The organism is Actinomycetes bacterium (assembly GCA_024222295.1).
GTDB lineage: Bacteria > Actinomycetota > Acidimicrobiia > Acidimicrobiales > Microtrichaceae > JAAEPF01.
Genome location: JAAEPF010000002.1, coordinates 472,075 through 498,736, shown reverse-complemented (window position 1 = coordinate 498,736; position 26,662 = coordinate 472,075). Strand labels below are relative to the sequence as shown.

Sequence of the window (26,662 nt, the reverse complement as noted above, 5' to 3'; positions counted from 1 at the left end):
TCGTCTGCGGCCACATCGCGGTCGACGACTTCATCGTCTGCGGCCACATCGCGGTCGACGACCTCATCGTCTCCCGTGGCTCCCGGCTGTCGTGTCACGAACCGCGACGGTACCGGCCTACCCGCCGGGGCGCTGAATCCGCCGCCCTGCTCAGCTGTCGGGCCAGGCGGTGCGGATCGACTCCCAGGCCTCCTCCAGCCCGACGGGCAACACGCGTGTCTCACCGGCGACGGACATGAAGTTGGCATCGCCCTGCCAGCGGGGCACCACATGCACATGCAGGTGGTCACTCTGTGACCCCCCGGCCACAGCTCCGAGGTTGAGTCCCACGTTGACGCCGTGACAGGCGAGCGCGGCCTTCACCGCGGCCACTCCGTCACGCACCAGCGACCACAGTTCGTGCTGCTCGTCGGGCGTCAGTTCCTCGAGATCCGCAGCAGCGCGGTTGGGCAACACCATCAGGTGGCCCGATGTGTACGGAAAGCGGTTCATCAGCACGAAGCAGGTCTCACCGCGGTACACGATCAGCGTCGCCGAGTCGGGCTCGCCCGACTGCAGGATCCGTTCGAAGAGCGAGCGACCATCGGCAGGTTCGCCGGTGGGCACCTCGGTTCGGCTGTCGTCGATTCCCCGGACGTAGTTGGACCGCCAGGTCGCCCAGAGCTGCTCGAGCGGCACCGGTCAGTTCCTCCCTGCGACGTCCACCGAGAGCCGCTGGGCGAACCCCGTGAGCGGCACGTTGCGCTCCACTTCCCCGCCGCGCGGGTTGACGCCAACGCTGCGGTGCGCCACGTCGTCGTCGCCGACCACGAGCACGTAGGGAAGCTTCTGCTCCTTGGCGCGCTTGATGCGCTTGCCGAGAGTGTCGTCCGCGCCCGTGACGTCGACACGGAAGCCGTGGCCACGCAGTTCAGCGGCCACCTCGTGCGCGTAGTCGAGGTGGGCATCGGCCACCGGGAGCACCTCCACCTGCACCGGAGCCAGCCAAGCCGGAAAGGCGCCCGCGTAGTGCTCGACCAGGACGCCGAAGAACCGCTCGACGGAGCCGAACAACGCCCGGTGGATCATGATCGGCCTGTGGCGCTGCCCGTCACTTCCGATGTACTCCAGACCGAAGCGCTGGGGCAGCTGGAAGTCGACCTGGATCGTCGACATCTGCCAGGTGCGCCCGATCGCATCGCGGGCCTGCACCGAGATCTTGGGCCCGTAGAAGGCGCCGCCGCCTTCGTCGAGCACGAGCTCCAGATCCATCGCCTCGGCCGCCGAACGAAGCGCGGCCGTGGCTTCGTCCCACTCCTCGTCGCTGCCGACCGCCTTGGCCTCCGGCTTGGTGGACAACTCCAGGTAGAAGTCGTCGAGCCCGTAGTCACGCAACAGGTCGAGCACGAACTCGAGCAGCGAGGCCAGCTCGTTGCCCATGTCCTCCTTGGTGGTGAAGATGTGGGCATCGTCCTGGGTCATGCCGCGCACGCGGGTGAGACCGTGCACCACACCCGACTTCTCGTATCGGTAGACGGAGCCGAACTCGAACATCCTCAACGGCAGCTCGCGGTATGACCGCTGGCGACTGCGGAAGATCAGGATGTGAAACGGGCAGTTCATCGGCTTGAGGTAGTACTTCGTGCCTTCACCGATGTCGTGTGGCTCCGCCGTGGACGCAGGCTCCGAGTCGTGATCGTGATCGTGGTCGTGCAGCTCCATCGGGGGGAACATCCCCTCGGCAAACCACTGAAGGTGCCCGGACGTCTCGAACAGGTTCGACTTGGAGATGTGCGGCGAATACACGAACTCGTAGCCGGCCTCCTCGTGGCGCCGCCGCGAGTAGTCCTCCATGAGGCGGCGGATGATCCCGCCCTTGGGGTGGAACACCGCGAGGCCGGATCCGACCTCGGCGGGGAAGCTGAACAGGTCGAGCTCGACGCCGAGCTTGCGGTGGTCCCGCTTGCGAGCCTCCTCGAGTCGCTCCAGGTGCTCCTCGAGGTCTGACTTGGACAACCAGGCCGTGCCGTAGATGCGCTGGAGCATCTCGTTGTCCTCGCTGCCCCTGAAGTAGGCACCCGCCACCCGCTGAAGGGCGAAGTGGCCGAGCTTGCCGGTGGTCGGCACATGGGGGCCCCGGCACATGTCCACGAAAGCCGGTGTGTTGCGGTAGAAGCTGATCATCCCGTCGGAGACGTCGGCCTCGGCCGCAGCCTCCGCGTCACCGGCCCCGCCGGCCAGGTCCATGAAGGCCCGCTTGTACGGGTGGTCGGCCATGAGTTCGCGCGCTTCGTCGAGGGGCAGTTCGAACCGCTCGAAGGGCTGGCCGGCAGAGATGATCGAGCGCATCTTGTCGGTGATGCGCTCGAGGTCGTCCTCGGAGAAGGTGGCGCCGCCGGGCAACTCGAAGTCGTAGTAGAAGCCGTCCTCGATCGGCGGACCACCGGCGAAAGTGGCGCCGGGCCACAGCTCCAGCACCGCCTGGGCCAGCACGTGGGCGGTCGAGTGCCGCAGGTGCTCGAGGGCGTCGTCGTCCTTGCGGGTGATGATCCGGACCTCGGAGCCATCTGGCAGGGGCGCGGCCAGGTCCGTGACTGTGCCGTCGTGTTCCACCACGAGCGCGTCCTTGGCGAGCCGCTTGCCGATCGAGGCGGCGAGGTCGGCCCCGGTCGCACCCTCGGGCAACGATCGCTGTGAGCCATCCGGAAGCGAAACTGTGATCTCGGACATCGTCGGAAGGCTACCGGTCGACCCCGCCGGCCCCGAACCGACAATCGCGACGCCTGCTGCGCGGGTTCAGTTCGCCGGGGCCACCCGGGCTGTCAGGCCCCTACGAGGGGCCGCGACTGCAGCACTGCGGTCGAGGACCGGCGCTCGACACCGTCGGCCTCCTCGGAGGTCGCCGCCATCGAGGCAGCCTCTTGCGGGCTGGGGTGCGCCACCGATGGGGCGAACGCCGCTGCGGGCTCCGCCACCTCGTCGCGGCGGCGACGGTGCTCGTCGAGGTCCACCACAGCGTCGAACTTGCCCGATCCCTCGAGTGCGGCTGCGGCCGGTTGCGGCTCGACCGCCGGGACGGCCACTTCGGGCACCTCTGGCTGCTCGACGACCTTCGGCTTGGTGGCGTAGGTGTCGACGTACTGCTGACCCGACAGCGCTGCGACCTCGAACATCACCTCGTCGGTGATCTGGCGCAGCGCGATGCGGTCATCGGAGCGGTGCGAGTAGCGCTCCGGGTCGATCGGCCGACCGAACCGTATGTGGGCGCGGCGGAAGGGTTTCGGCACCGGCGCATCCGGGGGCTGGATCTCCCTGGTGCCGATGATTCCCACCGGGATGATGGGACAACCGGTACGCATGGCGAGGCGGGCCACTCCGGTATGGCCCTTGTGCAGCAAGCCATCGCGCGCACGCGTGCCCTCCGGGTAGATGCCGAACAACTCGCCGGCGCCAAGAACATCGGCGGCGGTGTCGAGCGCGGCCTTGGCTGCATCACCACCACCGCGGTCGATGGGCACCATGCCCATGGCGGGGAACAGGTATCGGGTCTTCCAGCTGTCCATGTACTCGGCCTTGCCGACGTAGGTGATCCGTCGCGGCAGCACCAGCGGCACGAAGAACGAGTCGATCACCGAGATGTGGTTGGGCGCGATGATGGCACCCCCGGAGTCGGGCACGTTGTCGAGGCCCTCCACGCCGATGCGCCAGAAGTACCGGAATGGCGGCGTGAGGATGGCACGGAACACTCCCTGTGCCTTGCCTGCGCTGCGTTGCACCATTCACTCCCGCTTCTGGGCCCCGGCCGGACCCGCCGAACGGAGCGTATCGCCACCGGGGACCGGTCGTGCCGACTGTTTCGCTTGTTAACCGGGTGTTCTCACAGCCGCCTGCTACGGCGACGCGGTGGTCTTGACCGATGCCCGCCCCACCGGCGCACCGAACGGGTCTGGCGGGGCGACCGGTGAGGCCGACCAGTCGGGTCGCCGCGGGAACGCAGCTGAGCGGTCGCGGCTCGCCAGCACCTGGGAGATGCCTATGCGGCCGTCCTCGAAGCCGAGCGCCGAACCGGCCATGTACAGCCGCCAGATCCGCGCCCGGGCGAGGCCCACGTCGTCCACGCAGCGGTCCCAGTTGGCCTCGAGGTTGGCGACCCACTGGCGCAGGGTCAGCGCGTAGTGCCGGCGCAACGATTCCATGTGCTGTGCCTCGAATCCGGCCGACTGCATCGATGTGATGACCTCGCCGACCTCGACCAGCGCCGCGTCCGGGAACACGTAGCGGCTCATGAACGTGCGCCCGCCGATCGCCGAGGCGGAGCCTGGTGGCCGGGTGATGGCGTGGTTGAGGAGGCGGCCACCGGGCTCGAGCAGGCTGTGCAGCTTCAAGAAGTAGCCGGGCAGTTCGTCGGCCCCGACATGCTCGGACATGCCGATGCTGCTCACGGCATCGAATCGCTGCCCAGCCACCTCGCGGTAGTCCTGCACCCGCACCTCCACCCGGTCGGCCAGACCCTCGGCGCGGACCCTGGCGCGGGCCAACTCCGCCTGTTCGGTCGAGAGGGTCACCCCGACGGCCTCAACACCGTGATGCTTGGCCGCGTGGATCAACATCGACCCCCAGCCACATCCGACGTCCAGCAATCGCATGCCCGGGGCGAGCGCCAGCTTCGTGCTGATCAGCTCGAGCTTGGCCCACTGCGCCGCTTCCAGTGACGTGTCGTCGTCGGCGAACATGGCACACGAGTAGACCATCGCCGGGCCGAGCACCATCGAGTAGAAGTCGTTCGATACGTCGTAGTGGTGCGAGATGCTCTGTGCGTCGCGGCGAAGCGAATGCAGCCGACCCCGCTGGTGGGCCTCCTCGGGCGGTGGGCGCAGGGGACGCAACGCGGCCGGGCCTGCGACGCGAAGCGCCTTGGCCCACTGCTGGAGCGTGAGCTTCGGGCTCGGGATGCTGTGGCGCAGCTCGAGCGCCGCGTAGATGTCACCATCGATCTCGATGTCCCCGGCCACGTAGGCCCGGGCGAACCCCAGCTCACCGGGGGCTGTGAGGATGCGCGAGAGCGCGTCCGGCGAGCGCACGTCGATCGTTGCTGCGGGCTTAGGTGGGCCGATCCGCCCGCCGTCGTAGAAGCGCAGCGCGACGGGCGGATTCTTGCCGACCACCGACGCCACCACATCCGCCAACGGACTCGGGCGCATGGCGCTCGTGTCGTCTCGCGTTGCAGGCCCCACTGCATCATCCATTGTGTTTCCCCCTGGGTCCGGTCCCCCGAACGCATGCATAGAACATCGTCGCGCAACCGGGCACGCCCGGGAAGGACATTCGCACACCCGCCGTCAATCGGGCACGGCCAGATCAGTCGTGCTCAGGGACCGGATCGACCGGGCGGTCGGTGCGTACTCCCAGTAGCAGCGCTGCTTCGGATACGCCTTCACCCGCTGCCGCCGCCGCATCGATCGCGACCACTGCTGCGGGGGTGTCGAGGTCGTCGTCGAGCGCCTCGCGCACCTCTTGCAGCGCGCCCGGTCCTTCGCCCGCGGCGATCCATGCAGCCAGCCGCTCAGATGCGGCCGGCATGAGTGTGCCGCTCCACTCCCACGAGTCGCGGTAGTGGTGCGACACGCATGCGAGCCTCACCGCCCTTGGGTCCCACAGCATCGTCAGGTCGGACACGAACACGAGGTTGCCGAGCGACTTCGACATCTTCTCGCCGTCCATGCGAACCATCGCCTGGTGCATCCAGTGCCTCACGAACGGCTCGCCCGTCGCTGCCTCGGACTGTGCGAGCTCGCACTCGTGGTGGGGGAAGATCAGGTCCGAGCCGCCGCCGTGCAGGTCGATCGTCGTGGCGAGCTCGCGCATCGCCAGCGCGGAGCACTCGATGTGCCAACCGGGGCGTCCGGGCCCCCACAGCGACTCCCACGAGGGCTCACCGGGCAACGACGGCTGCCAGAGTACGAAGTCGAGTGGGTCGCGCTTGTTGGGGTCGTCGACGTTGCCGCCCCGCTCGGCTGCGTACTCCAGCATCTGTTCGCGGTCGTAGCCACTCAGCTCGCCGAACCGCGGGAACTTCGAGACCTCGAAATAGACCGCACCGCCGGCCTCGTAGGCGAACCCCCGGTCGAGCACCATGCCGATGAAGCCCCGGATGTCGGCGATCGCAGACGTGGCCCTCGGCTCCGACCATGCGGGCAGCATCTCGAGACGTTCCATGTCGGCGTCGAAGCGGGCGAGTTCGGCTGCGGCCAGGTCGAGGTAGTGAACGCCCAGCTCCCGGGCCTTCGGCAGGATCGAGTCGTCGACATCGGTGATGTTGCGCACGCACTTCGTGTCATGACCCATGTCGCGCAGGCGCCTCTGCAGCACGTCGTAGGTGAGGTAGGTGGCCGCGTGCCCCAGGTGCGTCGAGTCATAGGGCGTGATCCCGCACGTGTACATCGTCACAACGCGGTCGCGCGGCTCGAAGGGAACCACCGCGTCCAACTTCGTGTCGTACAGGCGCATCACGGGCCGCAGGCTAGCGGCGCCCGAAGTCCGATCAGGACTGCCCGCTACTGGGGCAGACCCGTGAAGCGGATCGCCACGCGCGTCTTGTACTTCACGTTGACCTGCAGCAGCACCGCGGCGAACGCCTCGATCGGTGCAGCGTTGGACAACTCGCCGGCGTCGACGCCGCGGAGGTCTGGCACCTTGGCGACGATCTCGAGGGTCGTCGCGGTGGCCTCGGGATGGTCGGAGCACACGAGGACGTCCGACTCGACCGGGTGGGCCAGGTCGCCGAGCTCCTTGGCAGGCACATGGTGGAAGGTGGCCGACACCAGCGACTTCGGCACCGCTGCCTGCACCGATGCCGCAACCGAGCCCCGCGGCGGCACCAGCGGCTGGAACTCGTGGCCCACCTTCGCGAGCGCGTTGGCCATCGAGATGACGACCTTGCCGGCGAGCTCCGCGGAGCATTCCTCGGCCGTGCTCGCAGCCGCATCCCAGGGTGTGGCGATGACGACCACGTCCCCCACCGCGGAGGCCTCGTGGTTGTCACCCGCCTCGATGTTCAGCTCCCTGTCGGGCCAAGCCTCGACCAGCCTGTCACGCACTTCCATCGCGCGGTACCTGGAGCGGGACCCCAACACCACCTCGAAACCCACAGATGCGAGACGAGCAGCCAGGCCGCTTCCCGCAGGACCAGTTGCACCCAAGACGCCGATCTTCATGCGTCCACTCTGCTACCGGTCGGTAACTTCCTGCAACACCGGCCGCGGGATCCAGGTCTCCATCCGCTCGAAGTCGCAGGCATCCGACCACCGGATGCGCTGCGGTGACTACCGCCCGTGCGCACGGGACGCAGTGCGTCCCGCTCCACCAGGCCCCGGTGTCGCAGCGCTAGGGCAGGGCGGGCACCCACACCCGCTCGGTGCGCCCCTGATCGCGGTCGAATCGCTGCCCGGACTCGAACTCCGCGTCGATCTGGCTGCGGTAGATGCGCCCCACCGAGCGCTGGGTGTCCGCCGAGATGGCCCCGGAGACCGACACAGCAGTGAGGTCCAGCCCAAGATCCGCAACCTGGGCCTCGATGCCCTCGAGATCGAGCCACGACGTGTAGGGACGCTCCTCGTAGAACGCGATGGACGAGGGGTCCGCAGCCGCCAGCCGGGCGCCGGCCGCGGCCACGATCTCATGGTCGACATGGCGGCCCACTCCCGCAGGCATCCAGAGAACGTCGGCCTCCGTGCGCCACTGCCAGAGCAACGCCTCGACGGCGCCCACGAGCGGATCCCCAGAAGCGCCGCCGCTGCGGAACTCCTCGGCGTCGAGCGTGCCCGTGCGCAGGATCGCCTCCTCCAAGGGCTCTGCACGAATCCGGTAGCCGAATCGGCGCGCCGCTACCGCCTCCTCAGCGCGACGCCAGGCCGTCACCACCCTTGCCCTGCGGCGGGTCGGATGGAGCTGCAGACACCAGTTGGTACGCCCGAACACCACCCTCACATCAACGCGTGACGCCGCGGCGAGTGAGCCGTCGAGCAAGCTCTGGCCGAGCGACAGGGGCACGTCGTCGAAGTGCGGCGACACGACCAGCACCGCCCGACCGGCGACGTCGCCAGCACCCGTGGCGCTCATGAGTCGCCTTCCCAGTAGCCGGGGTTGGACACGGCCAGCTTGTCCCGCACCATCTCGCGCACCGCGGTGAGGAGTCCGGAGGACAGCTCCTCGAAAGACGACCGCTGTATCCGTGAAACCAACTCGGCCTCGTCGCGCACTGCCAGTTCCGCCAACCGCCGGCTGTGCATGTCCGCCAACGTCGCGCTGAGCGCCATCTCCCGTCCGACGAGGGCGGCCACGTTCGAGCACACGCGCAGGTCAAAGGCGGTCGAACCGCTGGCCGCGCCGCGAAGGTCCTCGAGCTTCTCCCCGAGAGCCTCCAGCAGTTCCAGCGAATCGGGGCGGTCGTGCGGCCCGGCCAGCTGCTGGGCGTCGCCGGGTCGTGGTGGCTGGTAGTCGCTCGGGCCACAGATCAGCGCCAGCAGGTCCTCCTCGCATTCGGCCGCACGCCGGCCTATGGCCGCGAGCTCCACGGACCGGTGCAGGCCCCGCAGGTGAACCGATGCCTGCAACACGCAGATCAGGCCCCAGCGCAAGGTGGCATAGACCTCCCACCAACGCAGCTCCGCGTCCGCAACCGGTTCCCCGCCACCCTGCCGGTAGCCCTCCAGCAGGTCCTCAGCCGTGCCCACGCCGCCGGCGCGCAGGGGTGAACCGAACCGCCACGCCCGCGAGCAGAACCAGCCAAGGTCCTCGACCGGTGAGCCGATGTGGGCGAGCTCCCAGTCCAGCACCGCGGTGATTCCGCCTGGCGACACGAGCAGGTTTCCCATGCGGAAGTCGCCGTGCACAACGACGTGAGAGCGCTCGGCAGGCCGGTTCGCCTCGAGCCACGAGAGACCAACGGCGAATGCGGGGTGAGCCTCGCCGACCATCTCGGCGAGCGCGCTCATTGACTCCAGCGGATCGGCTTCGGGAAGTCCCCGGTGTGGCCCGGGGCTGATCTGGTGGATCCGGGCCAGCACCGAACCCGCCTCGCGCGCCAGGTCGGCGCGGGCATCAGCGAACTCCTCGCCGCGCAGGATCCGCCGCGCAACGGCCTCGCCCTCGAGCCAGTCGAGAACCACCCACCCGCTCCCAGCCTCGCCGCCATCACGGCGAACACGTGGCACCGGAACACCGCTGTCGGCCGCGTCGCGCAGCAATGCAACCTGCTGGTGCATCGGCAGGTTGGCTCCGACCGAGCCACTTCGCTCGGTCTGCACCGCGAAGTGCACCGAGCGGCCGTCGTGGCTCGGCTCGGCCGAGAACGTGTGACGCGACGCTCCGCCAGACAGGCGACGCACCGAGGAAAGGTCCACCTCACCGGGATCACAGCCCAGCTCGTCAGCCGCAACCTGCGCCACTCCCGCCGCCGCTGCATCACCCAGCAGGCCCGCGGCCCCCGCCGGGATCACCGGATCAGCCACGATGCCCCCCGGGGCCGGCCTGGCCGCCTCCGGCACCGTTGTCGCGGTCACTCTCGTCTCGGATGTCCCCCACGATCGCCTCCAGCAGGTCCTCCATGGTCACCAGCCCGAGTATCGGTCCGTCGTCGCCGTCGCCGTCGCCGCCGCCGCTCGACACGACCGCCACGTGGCGGCGCGCCCGGCGCATCCGGAACAGCACCTCGGAGATGGACTCGTCCGGGCCCACCCAGAGCCCGAGCCGCACCAGGCCGTCGGGCAGCAGCTCGCCCGGCAGTCCGTCGAGGTTCAGCAGGTCCTTGGCATGCAGGAATCCGTTGACACGGCTGCCGTCGGTCACGAGCACCCGGCTGTGCCCGGAATCCACCATCAGCTGCTCCGCCTCGGCGAGCGTGGCCGTGGACGGCACCGTCACCAGCTCCCGGGCCGGCGACATCACCTCGGCCACCCTGACACGAAGGAAGTCGAGCGCGCCGGACAACAGGCCGTAGTCGCCCGCATCGATCTCGCCTCCGGCGACCGAGGCGTCGAGCATCGCGGCCAGCTCCTCGGGTGTGTGCGCCTGTCCGAGTTCCTCGGCCGGCTCGACCTTCAGCATCCTGGTGCCGAGAATGCCGAGCGCGTTGAGTCCTACCACCACCGGCTTGAGCACGGCGGTGGCGGCCCTGTGGGCGGGGGCCAGCAACACGAGGGTCGACTCGGGTGCCGCAAGGGCCAGTGACTTGGGCACCATCTCCCCCGCGACCATGTGCACGAACGACACGAAGGTCAGTGCCAGGGCCACACCGATCGCGGTAGAGACCCCGTGCGGGAGTGACGTGCGACCCAACAGCTCCTCGAGCGCGCCACCGATCACCGGCTCGATCAGCCAACCGAGCATCAGCGACATGACGGTAATGCCGAGCTGGCAGGCGGCCAGCTGGAGGTTGAGTGACTGCATGCCCGCGAGTGCCGATGCTGCACCGGAGCGGCCTTCCTCGGCCCACTCCTCCACCTTCGGACGGCTGGCCGCGAGCAGGCTGAACTCGACGGCCACGAAGAACGCGTTGGCCACGATCAACAGCACCGCCACGAGCAGCAGCCACCAGTCACTCATCGCAGCGCCGCCTCGTCGGACACCGCTCCTGGCGGTGGCGAAACGACCCGCACCGTGGCCACGCGGTGACCATCCATCTCGGCCACGCTCAGCTGCCAACCGTCGTGAGCGAATCCTTCGCCGATATCGGGAATCCGCCCCAGTCGATCCAGCACGAAACCGGCGAGCGTCTCGTACTCGCCCTCGGGCACCTCGAACTCACAGGCGTCACGCACTTCGTCCGGGTGCAGACGGCCCGACAGCAGGTGGGCGCCTCGCCAAGCCTGTGCAGCCGGGATGGACGACTCCACGTCGTGCTCATCGGCGATGTCGCCGACGATCTCCTCCACGAGGTCCTCGACCGTGATGATCCCGGCCGTGCCGCCGTACTCGTCGAGTACCACCGCCAGGTGGGCGGCCGCGTCCTGCAGCTCATCGAGCAGTTCATCCAGCGGCTTGGTCTCAGGGACCATCGCCACCGGGCGCATCAGCACCGACAACGGCGCCGTTCGCCGCCGTTCGCGGGGCAGCCCCAGCACCTCCTTGATGTGCACGACCCCGAGCAGTGTGTCGAGATCACCGCCGTGCACCGGGAACCGCGAGATCCCGGTCTCCCCGGAGAGGTCCATCAGGTCCCCGACCTCGGAATCAAGGGGAAGAGCCTGCACATCCACCCTGGGGGTGAGCGCATCGGCCGCCGTCTTGTTGCCGAACCGGAAGCTCCGGTCGAGCAGCTCGGCTGTCTGCGACCGGATCGTCCCTCCCTCCCGGCTCGTGCGCACGAGACGCCGCAGCTCCTCGCGGCTGCGCACCTCGAGCAGTTCCTCGGTGGGCTCCACCCCGACCAGCCGCAGCAGGGCGTTGGCCGAGGAGTTGCACACCGCGATCACTGGTTTGAAAACCATCGCGTAGAGCCGGTATGGCGCGGCCACCTGCAGCGTCATGACCAACGGCCGTGCGACGGCGACCGACTTGGGGATCAGCTCTCCGATCACCATCTGCACGACCGTGGTGAGCAACAGGGCGATCACCACCGAGACGGCCAGCGCGCTGGCCTCCCCGACAACGCCCGCCACCAGCGGTTCGATCGCCTTGGCCACGACCGGCTGGGCGAGCAGGCCCAGGGCAAGGCTGGTGATGGTGATGCCGAGTTGGGCACCCGAAAGGTTGAACGAGAGCTTCGTGAGCAATCTCAGGGCCGTGCGCGCTGCACGCGAGCCCTCCTCGGCGCGCAGCTCCAGGCGCGTTCGGTCCACCGCCACGAAAGCGAACTCGGCCGCGACGAAGAAGGCGTTGGCAAGGATGAGGGCGAGGCCGACCAGCAGCCCGGGCAGCAAGCTCACGGAGGCATCAGGATACCGACCGGCCAGATGGCGAACCGACCGCAGGTGCGCGGTGGCGGCATGGTCAGTTCTTTCGACCTTCGAAGTATCGCGGTACGGTGCAGGACATGCCACCGGCCGGAACCCCCCGTGCACGTCGAGCCGACGCCGTTCGCGCAGCCGCCCGGCTCGCGCGTGTTGCCGGTGCGGCGCTGGCGGACGCCGACCTCACGCTCGCCCAGTACCGGGTCCTGGTCTTCCTCGAGGGAGGCGACCGGCTGGCATCCGATGTCGCGGCGCTTCTCGACGTGGTGCCCTCCACCGTCACATCGGTTGTCGATGGCCTCTGTGGGCGCGGACTCGTGGCGCGTGGCCAGGACCCGACTGACCGTCGCTGCGTCGTGCTCTCGCTCACCGCTGCCGGACGCACCCAGGTCACCGAAGGCGACCGCGTCGTGGCCGAGCGACTCGGCCGGCTGCTCGACCGGCTCCCCGACGACAAGGCCGAGGGCGCACTTGTCGGCCTGGAGAGCCTCAACACGGCCATGGAGGCCTACCTCACCGAGAAGTTTGGCGACCCGGGCGGTCAGAAGTGAGCGGACTCGGCGCCGTACCGGCAGACCCATCGATCGGCCCTGCACCGGGCGAGTCGGGCGGGCTCAAGATGGGCTGGATCCGCCGGCTGTGGCCCATCCTGCGACCGCACACCGGGGTGCTCGTGGTCTCGCTCGTCGTGGCCGTGGCCGCGCTCGTGCTGCAGGTAGCGGTGCCGGCGATTGTCGGCCGCACGGTCGACAAGGCGATCCAGACCACCGAGTCGGAGCTGGCACCGTTCCTCTGGGCGCTGGTTGTCATCGCGTTCGTGCGCGCAGCGCTGCAGGCTCTCTACCGCTACGGGCTGTACCGCATCGCCTACTCGATCGAAGCCGACCTCCGCACCACGCTCTACCGGCACTACACGCGCCTCAGCCATGCGTTCTTCGACCGGATGCAGACCGGCCAGCTCATCAGCCGTGCGCAGGCAGATGTGAGGTCGGTCCAGCTGTTCTTCGCGGTCGCACCCCTGATCGCAACCGCGATCCTGGGTTTCGTGGTCGCGATCGGGGTGATGCTCAGCATCAACGTCGGCCTCACACTCGTCGCGGTCCTGCCCCTGCCCTTCGTGTACGTCGTCGGCGTGATCATGCGAAACAAGCTGTTCCCGCTCTCCTGGATCATCCAGGGACGCCAGGCCGAGGTGGCCACGGTGACCGAGGAATCGATCGCAGGCGTACGCGTCGTGCAGTCCTTCGCCGCCGAGCAGGCACGTGTGGATGCGATGGCCACCGCTGCTCGGCGCCTGCGCTGGGCCAACGTGCAGCAGGGCCTGGTACGCGCCCGCCTCGCACCGCTGCTGGAGAACCTCCCACGCCTCGGTGCCCTGGCCATCCTCGTGTACGGCGGTTGGCTGGTGATCGAGGGGGACCTGGAAATCGGCGTGATCATCCAGTTCAACGCCTACATCGTGCTTCTGCAGATCCCGTTCCGGTTCCTCGGCTTCTTCCTGATCCTGGGCCAGCGGGCACGTGCATCCGCCGGACGCATCTACGAGGTCCTCGACGAGACCCCGGAGATCATCGAGCGCGAAGACCCCGAACCGCTCCGGCACTCCCATGGCGACATCGAATTCCGCGACGTGTACTTCGGCTACGGCAGCGGAGCCGACGTGCTGCGCGGGCTCGACCTCACGATCAACGCCGGCGAATCGGTGGCGATCGTGGGAGGCACCGGCAGCGGCAAGTCCACCGTGGCCCGGCTGCTGGCGCGCTTCTATGACCCGCGGCGCGGCCAGGTGATGCTCGACGGGCACGATGAGCGGAACCTCGCCCTCAGCGACCTGCGCCGCGCAGTGGTGGTCGCACCCGACGAACCGTTCCTGTTCTCGGTCCCAATCCGTGACAACCTCGCTTTCGGCAACCCGCATGTGGAGCAGGCCGAGATCGAGGCCGCGGCGCGGATCGCCGACGCACACGGCTTCATCAGCAACCTCGAAGAGGGATACGACTCGATCGTGGGCGAACGCGGCTACACGCTGTCGGGCGGCCAGCGTCAACGCCTGGCACTCGCGCGGGCACTGCTGGTGGACCCGGCAGTGCTGGTGCTCGATGACGCCACCAGTGCCATCGACGTGGAAGTCGAGGCCAGGATCCACGCTGCGCTCACCGCACGGCGCGAAGGTCGCACGACGATCCTCATAGCCCACAGGCTGTCGACCATCACGCTCGCGGACCGTGTCGTGTTCCTGGAAGACGGCCGCGTCTCCGCACAGGGCACACACGCCGAACTGCTGGCGACGGTGCCCGCCTATGCAGACGTGCTGGCACATGCCGACGACGAGGACGCCGACGACGTGCCCCAGCCGCTCGGAGGAGACCCGTCATGAGCATGGGACCTCCCCCGGGATCACCGCTGACCGGCCCGACCGGTTCGACACCATTCGCCGGCATCCCGCCCGAACTGGCGGAGAAGGCCCAGCGGATCCTGGACCGGGAACCGGAGCACCATCCCGAGGTCGAGGAATTCGACCGGCACCCCCCCGAGAGGGAGCGCTTCACCCTGCGGCGTTTCCTGATGCCGGCCCGCAACCAACTGCTCGTGGCATTCGTGCTCGTGGCCGCCGAGACTGCCGCCCTGCTGGCGGGCCCGCTGCTGGTGAAGGCCGGTGTCGACCATGGCATCACACCCCGCGACTTCCGCGCCCTGGCCTGGATCGGCGTCGCATACGCAGCCGTCATCGTCGCCAACGTGCTCCTCGGTTGGGCCCGCGGCTCGTGGACCGCCCGCCTCGGGGAGTCGCTGATGGAGCGACTGCGCATGCGCGTGTTCACCCACCTGCAACGCCTGTCGCTGTCCTTCTACGAGCGTGAGAAGGCCGGAGTAATCCTCACCCGCATGACCTCGGACGTGGAGAACCTCACCGCGTTGTTCCAGGAAGGACTCGTGCAAATGGTCGTGCAGGGCCTCACCATCGTGGCCATCGCAGCAATCATGCTGTTCTCACACGCACAGATGGCCCTCGTGATCCTCGGGGTCATCATGCCGATCCTGGTGGTCGCCACGATCCGATACCGCACCGTGTCGACAGCCGCCTACGACGACGTACGCGACCGCATCTCCAATGTGCTCGACGACCTGACCGAGACGCTGTCGGGCATCCGCACCGTCACCGCCCACGACCGAGCGGCACACAACATCGAGACCCACGAGGCCCTGGTCGGCGACTACCGCAAAGCAAACCTGGTGACCGCACGGATCGGAGCCCTCTTCGGTTCCGTCGGCGACACCCTGGGAGTGCTCGGCCAGGTGGTGGTGCTCGGTATGGGCGGCCTGCTCGTGCGCAACGGCAGCATGTCGGTTGGCACCTTGTTCATGTTCCTGCTGTTGCTCAACCTGCTCTTCGCACCGGTTCAGCAACTCGTCCAGCTCTACACCACGTACCAGCAGGGACAGTCCTCGGTGACGAAGCTCGCCGACCTGCTAGAGGTCCAGCCGAGCGTCGTCGAGGACTCCGACGCCGCGGAGTTGGCCCCGATCGAAGGACACATCGAGCTCGCATCCGTGGACTTCGACTACGGCGATGGCGTGGGTGAGCCCGGCCCGCCGGTGCTCACCGGCCTCGACCTCAGCGTCGATGCGGGAGAGACACTCGTGGTTGTCGGCCCGACCGGTGCCGGCAAGTCCACCGTCGCCAAGTTGGTCGCCAGGTTCTATGACCCGGTCGATGGCCGCGTGTGCATCGACGGCACCGACCTGCGCACGGTCACCATCGATTCACTGCGCAGCCAGCTCGGAGTAGTACCCCAGGAGCCCTTCCTCTTCCATGGCACGGTTCGCGACAACCTGGTCTTCGCCCGACCCGATGCCTCCGAGGAGGAGCTGGCCGAGGCATGCCGGGCCGTTGGCATCCAGGACCTGATCGAGCGGCTGCCAGAGGGCCTGGACACGCCTGTGCACGAGCGCGGAGTGTCGCTGAGCGCCGGCGAGCGCCAGCTGCTGAGCCTCACCCGTGCGTTCCTCGCCAGACCCCGGGTGCTGATCCTTGATGAGGCGACGTCGAACATCGACCCTGCCGCCGAGGCAAAGGTGGAATCGGCGCTGGATGTGCTGCTCGAAGGTCGCACGGCGGTGGTGATCGCGCACCGACTGGCGACAGCACAACGTGCAGACCGCATCGCGGTGGTGGACCGCCGAGCCGACGGGGAGGGCGCAGTGGTACTCGAGTTGGGAACCCACGCCGAACTGCTGGCGCTCGGAGGCCGCTACGCGGAGATGTTCGCCACATGGGAACGCCACCTGGAACAGACACATTGAGCACGAGCCCCGTTCTGCAGCTGCGGGGTGTGGGCTATGTGCGCGGCGGAACGCAGATCCTCGACGAGGTGGACTGGACCGTCGAGGAGACACAGAACTGGGTGGTGCTCGGACCCAACGGGTCCGGCAAGACCACCCTCGCGAGAGTCGCCACACTGTGGGAACACCCCTCCGCCGGCTCGGTACAGGTGCTCGGTGAGGAACTCGGCCACACGGACGTGCGGTCCACGCGCAAGCGCATCGGCTTCGTGAGTGCGGCCATGGCGGACTCGGTCAGACCGGCGCTGGCCGCCTCAGAGGTGGTCATGTGCGCTGCGAACGGGGCGCTCGAACCGTGGTGGCACCAATACGACGATGTCCAGCGGCGTCGTGCCCACGAGCTGCTGGCGGAGACAGGTCTGTCTGCTGTGGCCGACCGACCATTCGGCACCCTCTCATCGGGTGAACGCCAGCGTGTGCTGCTCGCCAGATCCCACATGGCCCACCCGGCGTTCGTGGTGCTCGACGAACCCAACGCCGGCCTCGACCTCACCGGCCGCGAGGAGCTGATTGACCGCCTCGATCGTCTGGCCAACGGCTCCGAACGCACGCCGACAGTGCTGGTCACCCACCATGTCGAGGAGATCCCGCCGTCGTTCAGCCACCTGATGGCACTACGCGACGGCCGGGTAGCCGCCGCCGGGCCGATCGCCGATGTGCTGGACGAAGCGCTGCTGGCCTCCGTGTTCGGGGTGGACGTGGAGCTGACCCGCCACAGCACCTCCACCGGGATCCGGTGGTCGGCGGCCAGGCGCTGACCGGCTCAGCGGGCGCTGTCGAGGCGGTCGAGCAGCCGCGGCTTGGATCGCTCGATTTCGTCACCGAGCAGCTTGTCGAGCAGCGGCACCCAGAGGCCGCCCCCGTAGTGCAGGCGCATCTCGAGACTCGCTCCAGCATTGGTGGGAGCCACGTCGGCGGTGAGCGACCAAGGGCTGTGCGAGCGACCATCGAGCTCGCGGCGCGTGAAGTGCACACGGTGCGGGGGGTTGTGCACGCGACGCACCATCCGCAGGCGCTTCGAGCGGCGCAGGGGGCCGAGCTGGCCACGCAGGTCCACCAGCCATGCGGGTCCGGGGTCGCCGGCCACCTTGTCGGTGGGCACGGCGCGGGTGACGATCTCGAGCCACTCCGGGTAGGCGCTCAGGTCCTCGAGTTCGCTGAACAGTTCCTCGGGGCGCACCCCGGTTGCCAGCTGGGCGGTGACATCCACCGGCCCATTGTGGCCGCTGTCAGCCCGCGGGTGGAGCGGATGGAGTCGTCGGGGTGGCAGCAGCAGCCGCAGGATCCGCCACGGTGCCGGCCGCGAGGCCGAGGACACCAGCGACGGGCTCGCCGGTGAGCGGGTCAATTGGCGCCGCGGCCGTCGGAGGCGGAGCCTCGACGACCTCGACCATGGGACGGCTGCCGTAAGTGGCCTTGAGCAGCGGGTACGGGTTGACCGGGTCACCACCGTTGGGGTGGACCTGGAAGTGCAGGTGCGGGGGCGTGCCCTTGGCATTTCCGGTGTCGCCCACGTATCCGACGACGTCGCCGGCGTTGACCCGGACCCCGTCGACCATCCCCTCGGCGAACGCGATCAGGTGTGCGTAGTAGTACTCGGTACCCGAGTCGCCACGGACCCAGAGGCGGTTGCCGCCGAGGCCGACCTGGCCCACCTTGAACACCTCGCCGCTCTCGGCGGCCACGAGCGGCGTACCCATCGGGGCGAATATGTCGGTGCCCTGGTGCCAGTGGGCCTGGGCAGTGCCGGTCATGCGCGGGTAGCCCCATGAGTCGATGAACTCGACCTCGCCCTGCACGGGGAACACGAAGCCCTTCACGTATACCTGTGCCCCAGCCTCATAGGCCTTGAGGGCGAGTGCCTGCGACACGGTGTCCTCGACCGTCTCGGCGAACCGGGCGCTCAGCTCGGCGTAGCGGTTCTGCGCCTCGGTGTACTCGGCGAGCAGCTTCTCCTGGCGGGCGTCGAGCCTCGCCTGCGCCTCTTCGTGGCGACGGATCAGCTCCTCATCGGAGTCGACGACGCTGCCGAGCAGCTCCCGCGCCACGCCCAGCTGCACCGGGTCGCCCGTGCGGACCATTGCCAGCTTCTCATCCGAGGAGCCGTTGACGAATGCATCAACGGTGTGTTCGCGCAGTGCCTTCTCGGCGGCCGCCGCTGCCGCGATGTTGGCCCTCGACTCCTCGTTGAGTTCTTCGAGCTCGGCAGTGAGCGAGTCCACTCGCTGGCCCAGCTCCGCGAGTGTCACCTGTATCTCGTCGAGCAGGCGCTGCTTGGAGAGCAGCTCTTCCTGCAGTTCGCGCACCTTGGCGTCGAGCACCTGGTTGCTGCCGGGATCGAACGGCCGCTGGAACAGGGGGGCTTCGAGGCCGTCACCAGGCGAAGGGTCGAACAGCAGCGGAGCACGCGGATCATCGGCCAGTTCGGGAGGAATCGTCACGACCGGGACCTGCGCAGTGGGATCACCTTCGGGGTCACCCCCGCCAGGAAGCGTGGTCGTCGGCGCCTCCGGGCCGCCGGATCCATCACCCGGAACCGTGGTGGATGTGGTCTCACCCGGACCCGCCGCGGGCGGCGGCGCGGTCGTGGCGGGCGGCAGCGTCGTGTCGCTGCTGCCCCCTTCACCTCCCTGCGGGAGGGTGGTGGAGACCGCGTCGTCCTGGGCCGCGGCCATCGGCACCGCTGCCACCGTTATCAGTACCGCTGCGCAGACTGCCGCGAACGACTTGGCTGTTGTCAACCCACACTCCCCTGCGCGGACACGGGTGGACCTGGGTCCGTCGAGCAATCCCCGCCCGGGGCAGTCGATCCCGCGTGAAGACAATATCGGCACACGCGGGTCTGACACCTAAGCGATAAATGCCACAATCCCGGGATCGGGAAGAATTGCCCTGTCCGGGCGGGCTCCTACACCTCGACACCGTCGCCGCCGGCGGAGCGGTCCACCACCCAGAGCAGCACGGCGCAGACGGCCGCCAGCAGGCAGGACAGGGCCATTGCCTGGCCCAGTCCTGCCTCACCCGGCCTCGACAGGAGGCGCTGGATCGCGACCGGCATGGTCGGGTCGGTCGTGCGAGCCACGAACACGGTCGCCCCGAACTCGCCGAGAGCAGCGATCACGGCGAGGCCTGCAGCGGCCGTGATGGCTGCCCTGGCCATGGGCAACTGCACCCGCCACCACAGCCGCCGGGGGCCTGCGCCCGCCAGACGGGCCGACTCGATCACGCTCTGCGACTGTGAACCGAAGGCCGGAGCCACCGCCCGAACGACGAGCGGGAGGGCCACGAGGGCCTGGGCGAACAGCACCAACCACACAGACCGCCGCAGGTCGAGTGGTGGGCGACCCGCCACCAACAGCAGGCCGAGGCCGACCGTGGTGGCCGAGATGGCCAGGGGGAGCAGCAGGATCCGAGACGCCGCGCCTCTCGGTCGGCGCGCCACGGCTGCGGCTGCGGGCACGCCGACCAGGACCGCGGCTGCCGCAGCCGGAAGCGCCGCCTGCAGCGAGGCAACTACGGAGTCGAGCGGGTCGACCGCCAGGTTGGTGCTGCCGGTCGCCGAGCCGAGGGAACGCCAGTGCCCCAGTCCGTAGCCCCCGGCCACGCGCAGCGACCGCTCGACGAGTGCCAGCAGCGGCGCCACGGCGAAGACGCACACCGCCCCCACGGCTGCACCGACACCGAGCCACTCCCCTGGCGTCGACGGTCGCTTTCTCGCCGAGCGACGCGAGCGGGCGGCGGTTCTGACCGTGGCCGGACCTGCCACGACGAGAGCCGCCACGACGGTGAGCGCCTGCAGGCCTGACAGCACAGCGGCTCCGGGCAGATCGAACTGCCGAGTGGCGCGGATCCACATCTCCACTTCGATCGTTGTGACCGATCCACCACCGAGCACCACGATCACGCCGAAGCTCGTGAGGCAGAACAGGAACACGATCACCCCCGCAGACCAGATCGCCGGAGCGACCACCCGAAGCGTCACCCGCGCCAGCACCCGGTGACTGCGCAGGCCGGCCAGCCTGGCGGCACCCTCGAGGTCTGGATCGACCGAGGCGACGGCGGCGCCGACGACACGCACGACAACAGCCAGGTTGAAGCACACGTGTGCGGCAAACACCGCCCACCACGTGCCTCGCAGGTCGGCGATTCCCGACGGGCCGAGCAGCGTGGAGAACGCTGCGCCGACCACCACCGACGGCAGGACGAACGGCACCATCGCGACCGAACGCACCAGGGAGCGGCCGCGGAATCGGCGTCGGGCGATCACCCATGCGACGGGAATCCCCACCAGCAAGGCCAACACGGCACTCACCGCAGCCTGGCCGACCGTGATCGCCAGAACCCGCCACGTCCGTGCCGAGGAAAGAACCCTCGTGACAGCGTCGAGCGTCAGCGACCCGTCGATGTAGACAGCGCGCCAGAGCACCGCCGCCAGCGGCGCCACCACGGCGACCAGCACCACGCCCACCGCCAGCGCATTGGCGCGCTGGCCCTTCGCCGTAGCGATCATCAGGGCCTGCTCACTCCATCGCTTCCCGCCAGCGCTCCACCCAGTCGTCGCGCGAGGTGGCCACGGCGTCCACATCGACGACCACCGGCTGCTCGGGCCGGGGCGCCCACCTGGCGAACTCCTCGGGCAGCTCCACATCGGTCACGGGGTAGACGAAGTTGGACAGCGGAAGGCCCCGTTGCCACTCCTCGGAAAGCATGAAGTCCAGTAGTTCGCGGGCCAGCTCGGGGTGCTCTGCGCCGGCGAGCACGCCCGCGTATTCGACCTGGGTCACACATGTGTCGTCCATGACCACCGAGGCCGGCTCGGTACGCTCTCCCTCGGAGAAGACCACCTCCGCGGGCGGGCTGCTGGCATAGGAGACGACCATGGGCCGGTCACCACCGCTCACCGTGTAGTCGCCGTAGTAGGCGTCGTCCCAGCTGGGCGACACCCGCACGTCGTTGGCGGCAAGCCGACCCCAGTAGTCGATCCAGCCGTCCTCGCCGTAGGTCTCGACCGTGCCCAGCAGGAAGGCCATTCCCGGCGAACTGCTGACGGGGCTCTGTACCGACAGCAACCCCGCGTACGAGGGGTCAGCCAGGTCGTCGAACGTCTCGGGCAGGTCCAGGTCGTTGTCGGCGAACCAGGAAGCATCGACGTTGACGCACACCTCGGAGGTGTCGATCGGCGTCAAGGAGTCCGCGACCACGCCAGGCGGGGCGAGCGCCACGTCCAGCGCCGATGCAGCCTCTGGGCGGTACTGCTCGAGCAACGGCTCCGAAGCTGCTTCCGCCGCTGTGGTGTTGTCGATCCCGAAGATCACGTCGCCTTCGGGGGCACCTGCGCTGAGAAGTGCTTTGGCCAGCATCGTGCCGCTGTCGCCGGTGGCCACCACCTCGACGGTTGCACCGGACTGTTCTTCGAACGCTTCCACTGCCTGCTCGGGCAGCGCGTAGGCGTCATAGGTGATCAGCCTCACGACCTCGCCGCTCGCGTCGCTCCCCTCGTCGGCATCGTCGCCCGATGAGGACTCCTCGGACGAGCACGCCGCTGCGGTGAGGAAGGCGGCGACGGCCACCGCGAGCGCGGCCCGCCTCCTTGCGGGCCCACGGGGTGGGGCACCCGGGAGGATCGAGCGGGTGGGTGTCGGGAACGGGTGGGGTTTCATTCAGCCTTCCAGTGCTGGGGTTCGGTCAGTGCGTGATCTGCGATCACAACCGTCACAGGCGTACCGGCGGTGCAAACCTCGACCGGCGGCGATTGCACGATGTTCGAGCAGCCACGGGACCGACCGGAGTCGAGAATCCCGTGCTCGAGCTCCCAACGCAGACCCTCGGTGCTCACGTCGGGCGCCGTGCCGTGCAGCGCCAGCAACGACAGGGTTGCGCCGGGATCCGCGTCGATCGTGCGGCGGTCATGCACCGGCACCACGCGGCTCACACCGAGCCAGGCGTCGATCTGCATCGCTGCGTACTGCGGGGCACCGAGCAGCGTGATCCCAGCGAGCAGGTGGTCCAGGCGCCCACCGCCGCTACCGATGACCACCAGCCGGTCAGTGGACTGCCCGCCCGCCAGGTCGAGTGCCAGCTCGAGGTCGGTCGCGTCCTTGTCACGCGGGTGCACCTCTATTCGCGCACCCTCCAGATCGGCCTGTCGGAGCTGGGCCGCCGGCACAGAGTCCATGTCTCCGATCACCACGTCCGGCGCCAGCCCGGCTTCGCGGCACGCCAGCAGGCCGCCGTCCGCGGCAATCACCAACTCGGGCCGCGTGTCGGCGCCGATGCGCGCATCCGACATGGCGCGGGCGAGGTTTCCGGGCTGTGTCGGGCCTCCGCTGAACACCACCGTGGTGGCCACAGTCTTCCTCCGCTGGCATTACCCAGATCAGGTCTGCGGGTCGGCGGCTCCAGCCGCCCTCTCAGCCCGTTGCACGAGCTCCCCGTGTGAACGCTGCGATATTAGCCCGACGAAGGGGTGGCCAACAGCAGGTCGACAGACAGGCCCCACATCGACAGGCGCCTGGTTGCGGTCACGTCATAGCCTGCCGCCACCAGGGCCGCCTGCGCATCGATGGGACGGCAGTCAACGAAGCTCGGGAAGTGCTCGTGTGACCATTCATAGAGCTCCTCCATGGCCTTCACACCGCCATGGCTCGACATGCAGGCGACGCACAGACGCCCCTCGGGGCGCAGCACCCGTGCCACTTCGGCCAGGACCACCGGCATCTGGTCATCCGGGAACAGCTCGAGCGTGAAGCTCATGAACGCTGCGTCGAAGTTGCCGTCGGGCCACGGCATGTCGGTCGCGGTGCCCCGCACCAGATGCGTGCGCGAGCCCAGACCCGCCTCGGCCATGCGCTTGCGGGCGTACTCGACCATGCCATCGGAGATGTCGATGCCACAGACACTGCCGGTCTCGCCGACCATCTCCGCGAGCGCCACCAGCGCCTGGCCGGTGCCGAAGCCGGGCTCGAGCACCACCTCACCCTCGGCCGGCCGCAGGAGCCCTTCGATCGCCTCGGCCACGAAACGCTTCTCGCTCGAGTCCGACAGCATTGCGTAGACGCGGCTCATCTTGTTGTAGCTGCCACGCGCAACCGCTTGCTGCTCGTGCTCGGAATCCTGCTGCGCCGCCGACGCCTGGCTGGTCGAATCAGGGGAGGCCATGGCGCCGACGGTAGCGGCGAGCGATCACAAACCGACGCCGGGCGGCCCACGACTTCGAGCGGGTCGGTCAGGTCTCGATGCCGTTCATGCGAGCGAGGGTGCGCAGCATCACCTCGTCGGCTCCGCCACCGATTGACCAGAGCCGTGCGTCACGGAAGAACCGCGCCGGCCACAGCTCCTCCACGTAGCCCATGCCGCCGTGGTACTGCACCACCATGTCGGCAACCTTGCGGCCCAGCCGGGCGGCGCAGAGCTTGGCCACCGTCGCCTCGCGGGTGAAGTCCTCACCCCGGTTGGCCTTGGCAACCGCGGCCCAGTTGTGGTGGCGGTTGAGGTCGACCTCGGCTGCGAGCTCGGCGAGCGTGTACTGCAGGTGCTGGTTGGCCAGCAACGGGGCTCCGAACGCCTGGCGTTGCCTGAGGTAGTCCACCGTGCGCTCCAGGGCGTACTCGGTGGCACCCACCATCTGGTACGCCGCGATCATGCGCTCGTCCTGGAACTGGTTCATCTGCTGTTGGAACCCGCGGCCGATCTCGCCGATCGTGTTCGACACCGGCACGCGGCAGTCGTCGAAGGACAACTCGGCGGTGTCCGACCCGCGCATTCCGAGCTTGTCGAGCTTGCGGCTGACGGAGAATCCCTCCGTCCCGGTCGGCACGATGATCTGGGACATGCCCGAGTAGCCGCCCTCATCGGATGTGCGGGCAAGCAGGCAGAGCCAGTCGGCCTGGGTGCCGTTGGTGATCCACATCTTGGTGCCGTTGATCACCCACTCGTCGCCGTCGCGTACCGCTCGCGTGCGGATGCCTGCCACGTCGGATCCGGCATCGGGCTCCGACACGGCGATGGAGGCCACCTGGTGCCCGGCGAGGGCCGGGCGCAGGTAGCGCTCCTTCAGCTCATCGGTGCCGAAACGATGCAACGCGGGCGTGGCCATGTCGGTCTGGACACCGATGGCCATGGCGACGCCGAGCGAAGCGCAGCGCCCGACCTCTTCGCCCATGATCATCGAGTAGGTGGTTTCGGCCCCGCCGCCGCCCCACTTCAGGTCGTAGGTGAGTCCGATGAGACCGAGGTCGCCCAGCTTCGTGAACAGCTCGCGCGCCGGGAACACACCGTCGGCTTCCCACTGGTCGGCATGCGGGTCGATCTCGCTCTGCACGAAGTCGCGCACCGTCGTGCGGAACATGTCGTGGTCGTCGGTGAAGTCAAGCACGTTGCCCCCCTTTTCTGGCAGCCCGAAGCTAGCGCCGGGCACGCTCAGTGGCGCGATGCGGCCCGTCGCCGGTCAGGTGGCGCGGGACGGGCCCGCCGCCTGTCATCGGCGGAGGTGGGCTGGCGCGGTTGCGTAGCCGTGATGTCGACATGGCCGTCGATCACGTGCAGGTGTGCGATCCGAAGGGCAGCGGCCTCGTCCTCCGGGCGGCTCGGGCGGTCGATGACCACCTGCTGGCCGAGCGCCGCTGCCACCCCGGCGATGGCCGCGAGCTTGGCCTGGCGAACGGAATCCCCGGCGAGGCCGTCGAGCATCTGACGGTCGAGCCACACCGCCTCGAACGGGTGCAGTTCGAGCACCGACAGTGCCGCGGCCTCGGCGCCGAACCGACCAACGGCTATGCGAGCTCCGGCACGGGCGATCTCGAGCAGGGCGTTGCGAACCACAGGACCCTCGTCGAGGTCGGCTTCCTGGATGACGAGCACGAGGTTCTCGAGCTGGACTCCCCGCTTGGCAGCCGCGTCGAGGAACCGGCCTGGTTGTGACATCAGCACGGCGCCCGGCATCTGCACCCAACGCCTCGGCACCGCACCCGGCAGCTGTGCGGCCGACTCGTCGCCGGCCACATGGCCGAGCAGCCAGCGGAACAGCGCCGGCGAGATGCCTCCTTCGGCGGCAACGGAGGCGGGCCGCCTGCCGGGAACCGTCGCGCCCATCAAGTCGGTGCGGCCCCATGACGCGCGGTACAGGTGACCCGTGACCGCAGATGACGACGCCTCGATGACCGGGGACACGTCGGCGTCGAGCAGGTCACGGCGCATGGCCTCGCCCAGCACGTCGATGGCGCTCTTGCGCTTGGCGACCGCCCGTTCCAGGTTCTGGTCGTAGCTGACGACGCGGGACTTGCCGCGGCGCTTGGCCACGTACAACGCCGAGTCGGCGCGCTGCAGGAGCTCGGCGTGGCCCTCGCCGACACGGTGTACTGCGAGGCCGACGCTCACACCGATGCTCAGGTTCTGGTCCTCGGCGCGGAACGGCTCGGAGAAGTACTCGACGATCCGGTCGGCGACCACCGACGCGAGGTCCTCGATGCAGTCGGGCTTGGAGCGGATCACAACGACGAACTCATCGCCGCCGAGGCGAACGAGGAGGTCCGATGACCGAACCGCACTGCTGAGCCGTGCTGCAGCGCCGCGAAGCACCTGGTCGCCCACGTGGTGACCGAGCTCGTCGTTGATCGCCTTGAATCGGTCGAGGTCGCAGTAGAGGACTGCAACGCCTGACTCGCCCGGCACCTCGATGAGCTTTGGCAGCGTGGCGGCGAGCGTCGCCCGGGTGGCGAGGCCGGTGAGCGGGTCCGCCCCTTCGCGCGGCGACTGCTCGGCGTTGCGTCGGTACACCGCCGAGTGCACCGCGTGCTCGAGACGTTCGATGCTCGCGTTGCGGAATCGGATGGCCTCCTCGGCTCCGGCCTCCAGTGCCCGGCGGGCCGAGTGATCCTCGCCTGAGTCGACGACCACGACCGGGATGTCGCGACACGTCGCGGTCACGTCGAGCAGATCGGGCAACTCCTCGGCACCGTTGCCCATGTGCACGACCACGGCCGCAACCTGGTGGTCACCGGCGCCGGGAAAACGCATGCCGGGTGTGAGCTCACTGCGGTCGACCACCTCGACGTCAAGCCTGCTGCGGCGCAGGCGTCGGCGCACGGAACTCCAGTGCTCGCCGCTGCCATCGACGAGCACCACTGGCAGACGTTTGTCCCTGGGGAACAGCCGGAGCTGCTGCATGGGGATCAGGTCGGACGTCCCCACGGGGAGTTGAGCGCTACACCAGTGAAATTCTCCGGATTCGAGAGAAGTTTGCGCGGACGCACCACAACATGTCGCTCTGCGTGACATGGCCCTGCGGCCCGCCACCCAGCGCGGGCGCGGCCTCCCTTGCCGCAGTGGGCGGGGTGGCCGAACGGGCCGGCGGGCGGAAGCCGTCGGACCCGGATCCCCGTCTGTCAACCGCC

The 26,662-nt window shown here is 68.8% G+C and carries 21 protein-coding genes, 1 pseudogene and 1 riboswitch; of the genes and pseudogenes, 4 read left to right on the top strand and 18 right to left on the bottom strand.

From position 1 onward, the window contains the following. Positions 1 to 150: 150 nt before the first annotated feature. The 10 genes and pseudogenes from GY812_02320 to GY812_02275 form a co-directional block, all read right to left on the bottom strand. Positions 151 to 678 (bottom strand): HIT domain-containing protein, encoded by a 528-nt coding sequence (locus GY812_02320; GenBank protein ID MCP4434318.1) that lies wholly within the window; start codon positions 676 to 678, stop codon positions 151 to 153. Positions 679 to 681: 3 nt separating this feature from the next. Continuing rightward, complete coding sequence (thrS, locus tag GY812_02315; GenBank protein ID MCP4434317.1) at positions 682 to 2,709, bottom strand: threonine--tRNA ligase; 2,028 nt, start codon at positions 2,707 to 2,709, stop codon at positions 682 to 684. A 380-nt stretch (positions 2,710 to 3,089) separates the two neighbouring features. Then, a pseudogene (locus GY812_02310) lies at positions 3,090 to 3,758 on the bottom strand (1-acyl-sn-glycerol-3-phosphate acyltransferase). A gap of 111 nt (positions 3,759 to 3,869) precedes the next feature. Beyond that, positions 3,870 to 5,180: a methyltransferase domain-containing protein gene (locus GY812_02305; protein ID MCP4434316.1), complete on the bottom strand. Its 1,311-nt coding sequence runs from the start codon at positions 5,178 to 5,180 to the stop codon at positions 3,870 to 3,872. 157 nt (positions 5,181 to 5,337) lie between these two features. Further along, positions 5,338 to 6,486: a cysteine--tRNA ligase gene (locus GY812_02300; GenBank protein MCP4434315.1), complete on the bottom strand. Its 1,149-nt coding sequence runs from the start codon at positions 6,484 to 6,486 to the stop codon at positions 5,338 to 5,340. A 47-nt stretch (positions 6,487 to 6,533) separates the two neighbouring features. Next, positions 6,534 to 7,193 (bottom strand): NADPH-dependent F420 reductase, encoded by a 660-nt coding sequence (npdG, locus tag GY812_02295; protein MCP4434314.1) that lies wholly within the window; start codon positions 7,191 to 7,193, stop codon positions 6,534 to 6,536. Positions 7,194 to 7,362: 169 nt separating this feature from the next. Continuing rightward, positions 7,363 to 8,097, bottom strand: a complete 735-nt coding sequence (locus tag GY812_02290; protein ID MCP4434313.1) for a hypothetical protein — start codon at positions 8,095 to 8,097, stop codon at positions 7,363 to 7,365. After that, on the bottom strand, positions 8,094 to 9,488 hold the full coding sequence (locus GY812_02285) for a phosphotransferase family protein (GenBank protein ID MCP4434312.1): 1,395 nt from the start codon (positions 9,486 to 9,488) through the stop codon (positions 8,094 to 8,096). Before GY812_02285 ends, GY812_02290 begins: the two co-directional genes overlap by 4 nt. Continuing rightward, the gene (locus GY812_02280; GenBank protein ID MCP4434311.1) at positions 9,481 to 10,581 is read right to left on the bottom strand and encodes an HlyC/CorC family transporter; all 1,101 of its coding nucleotides are present in this window, start codon (positions 10,579 to 10,581) and stop codon (positions 9,481 to 9,483) included. The genes GY812_02285 and GY812_02280 overlap by 8 nt, the downstream gene beginning before the upstream one ends. Continuing rightward, entirely contained in the window at positions 10,578 to 11,903 is a 1,326-nt protein-coding gene (locus GY812_02275; GenBank protein MCP4434310.1) for an HlyC/CorC family transporter, read from the bottom strand. The genes GY812_02280 and GY812_02275 overlap by 4 nt, the downstream gene beginning before the upstream one ends. A gap of 107 nt (positions 11,904 to 12,010) precedes the next feature. Here GY812_02275 and GY812_02270 point away from each other — a divergent pair, with 107 nt between their 5' ends. From GY812_02270 to GY812_02255, 4 genes are all read left to right on the top strand, one after another. Next, the gene (locus tag GY812_02270; GenBank protein ID MCP4434309.1) at positions 12,011 to 12,478 is read left to right on the top strand and encodes a winged helix-turn-helix transcriptional regulator; all 468 of its coding nucleotides are present in this window, start codon (positions 12,011 to 12,013) and stop codon (positions 12,476 to 12,478) included. Positions 12,479 to 12,546: 68 nt separating this feature from the next. Next, positions 12,547 to 14,304, top strand: coding sequence for an ABC transporter ATP-binding protein (locus tag GY812_02265; GenBank protein ID MCP4434308.1), 1,758 nt, complete (start codon positions 12,547 to 12,549; stop codon positions 14,302 to 14,304). A gap of 2 nt (positions 14,305 to 14,306) precedes the next feature. Next, on the top strand, positions 14,307 to 16,232 hold the full coding sequence (locus tag GY812_02260) for an ABC transporter ATP-binding protein (GenBank protein ID MCP4434307.1): 1,926 nt from the start codon (positions 14,307 to 14,309) through the stop codon (positions 16,230 to 16,232). Next, complete coding sequence (locus GY812_02255; protein MCP4434306.1) at positions 16,202 to 17,029, top strand: ATP-binding cassette domain-containing protein; 828 nt, start codon at positions 16,202 to 16,204, stop codon at positions 17,027 to 17,029. The genes GY812_02260 and GY812_02255 overlap by 31 nt, the downstream gene beginning before the upstream one ends. 5 nt (positions 17,030 to 17,034) lie before the next feature. Here GY812_02255 and GY812_02250 read toward each other — a convergent pair whose 3' ends face one another. The 8 genes from GY812_02250 to GY812_02215 all read right to left on the bottom strand — a co-directional run bounded on the left by GY812_02250 (position 17,035) and on the right by GY812_02215 (position 26,459). Continuing rightward, positions 17,035 to 17,481: an SRPBCC family protein gene (locus GY812_02250; GenBank protein MCP4434305.1), complete on the bottom strand. Its 447-nt coding sequence runs from the start codon at positions 17,479 to 17,481 to the stop codon at positions 17,035 to 17,037. A gap of 19 nt (positions 17,482 to 17,500) precedes the next feature. Further along, positions 17,501 to 19,012, bottom strand: a complete 1,512-nt coding sequence (locus tag GY812_02245) for a peptidoglycan DD-metalloendopeptidase family protein (protein ID MCP4434304.1) — start codon at positions 19,010 to 19,012, stop codon at positions 17,501 to 17,503. Between the two features lie 167 nt (positions 19,013 to 19,179). Continuing rightward, positions 19,180 to 20,781, bottom strand: a complete 1,602-nt coding sequence (locus GY812_02240; protein ID MCP4434303.1) for an iron ABC transporter permease — start codon at positions 20,779 to 20,781, stop codon at positions 19,180 to 19,182. Between the two features lie 10 nt (positions 20,782 to 20,791). Continuing rightward, positions 20,792 to 21,931: a thiamine ABC transporter substrate-binding protein gene (locus GY812_02235; GenBank protein ID MCP4434302.1), complete on the bottom strand. Its 1,140-nt coding sequence runs from the start codon at positions 21,929 to 21,931 to the stop codon at positions 20,792 to 20,794. After that, positions 21,928 to 22,620 (bottom strand): thiamine diphosphokinase, encoded by a 693-nt coding sequence (locus GY812_02230; protein ID MCP4434301.1) that lies wholly within the window; start codon positions 22,618 to 22,620, stop codon positions 21,928 to 21,930. Before GY812_02230 ends, GY812_02235 begins: the two co-directional genes overlap by 4 nt. Continuing rightward, positions 22,605 to 22,715: riboswitch (TPP riboswitch) on the bottom strand. (Overlaps the previous gene by 16 nt.) Positions 22,716 to 22,721: 6 nt before the next feature. After that, positions 22,722 to 23,429, bottom strand: coding sequence for a methyltransferase domain-containing protein (locus GY812_02225; GenBank protein MCP4434300.1), 708 nt, complete (start codon positions 23,427 to 23,429; stop codon positions 22,722 to 22,724). A gap of 67 nt (positions 23,430 to 23,496) precedes the next feature. After that, a complete protein-coding gene (locus tag GY812_02220; GenBank protein MCP4434299.1) occupies positions 23,497 to 24,645 on the bottom strand; it encodes an acyl-CoA dehydrogenase in 1,149 nt (382 codons plus the stop codon). A 44-nt stretch (positions 24,646 to 24,689) separates the two neighbouring features. Next, positions 24,690 to 26,459 (bottom strand): diguanylate cyclase, encoded by a 1,770-nt coding sequence (locus tag GY812_02215; protein MCP4434298.1) that lies wholly within the window; start codon positions 26,457 to 26,459, stop codon positions 24,690 to 24,692. Positions 26,460 to 26,662: the final 203 nt, after the last annotated feature.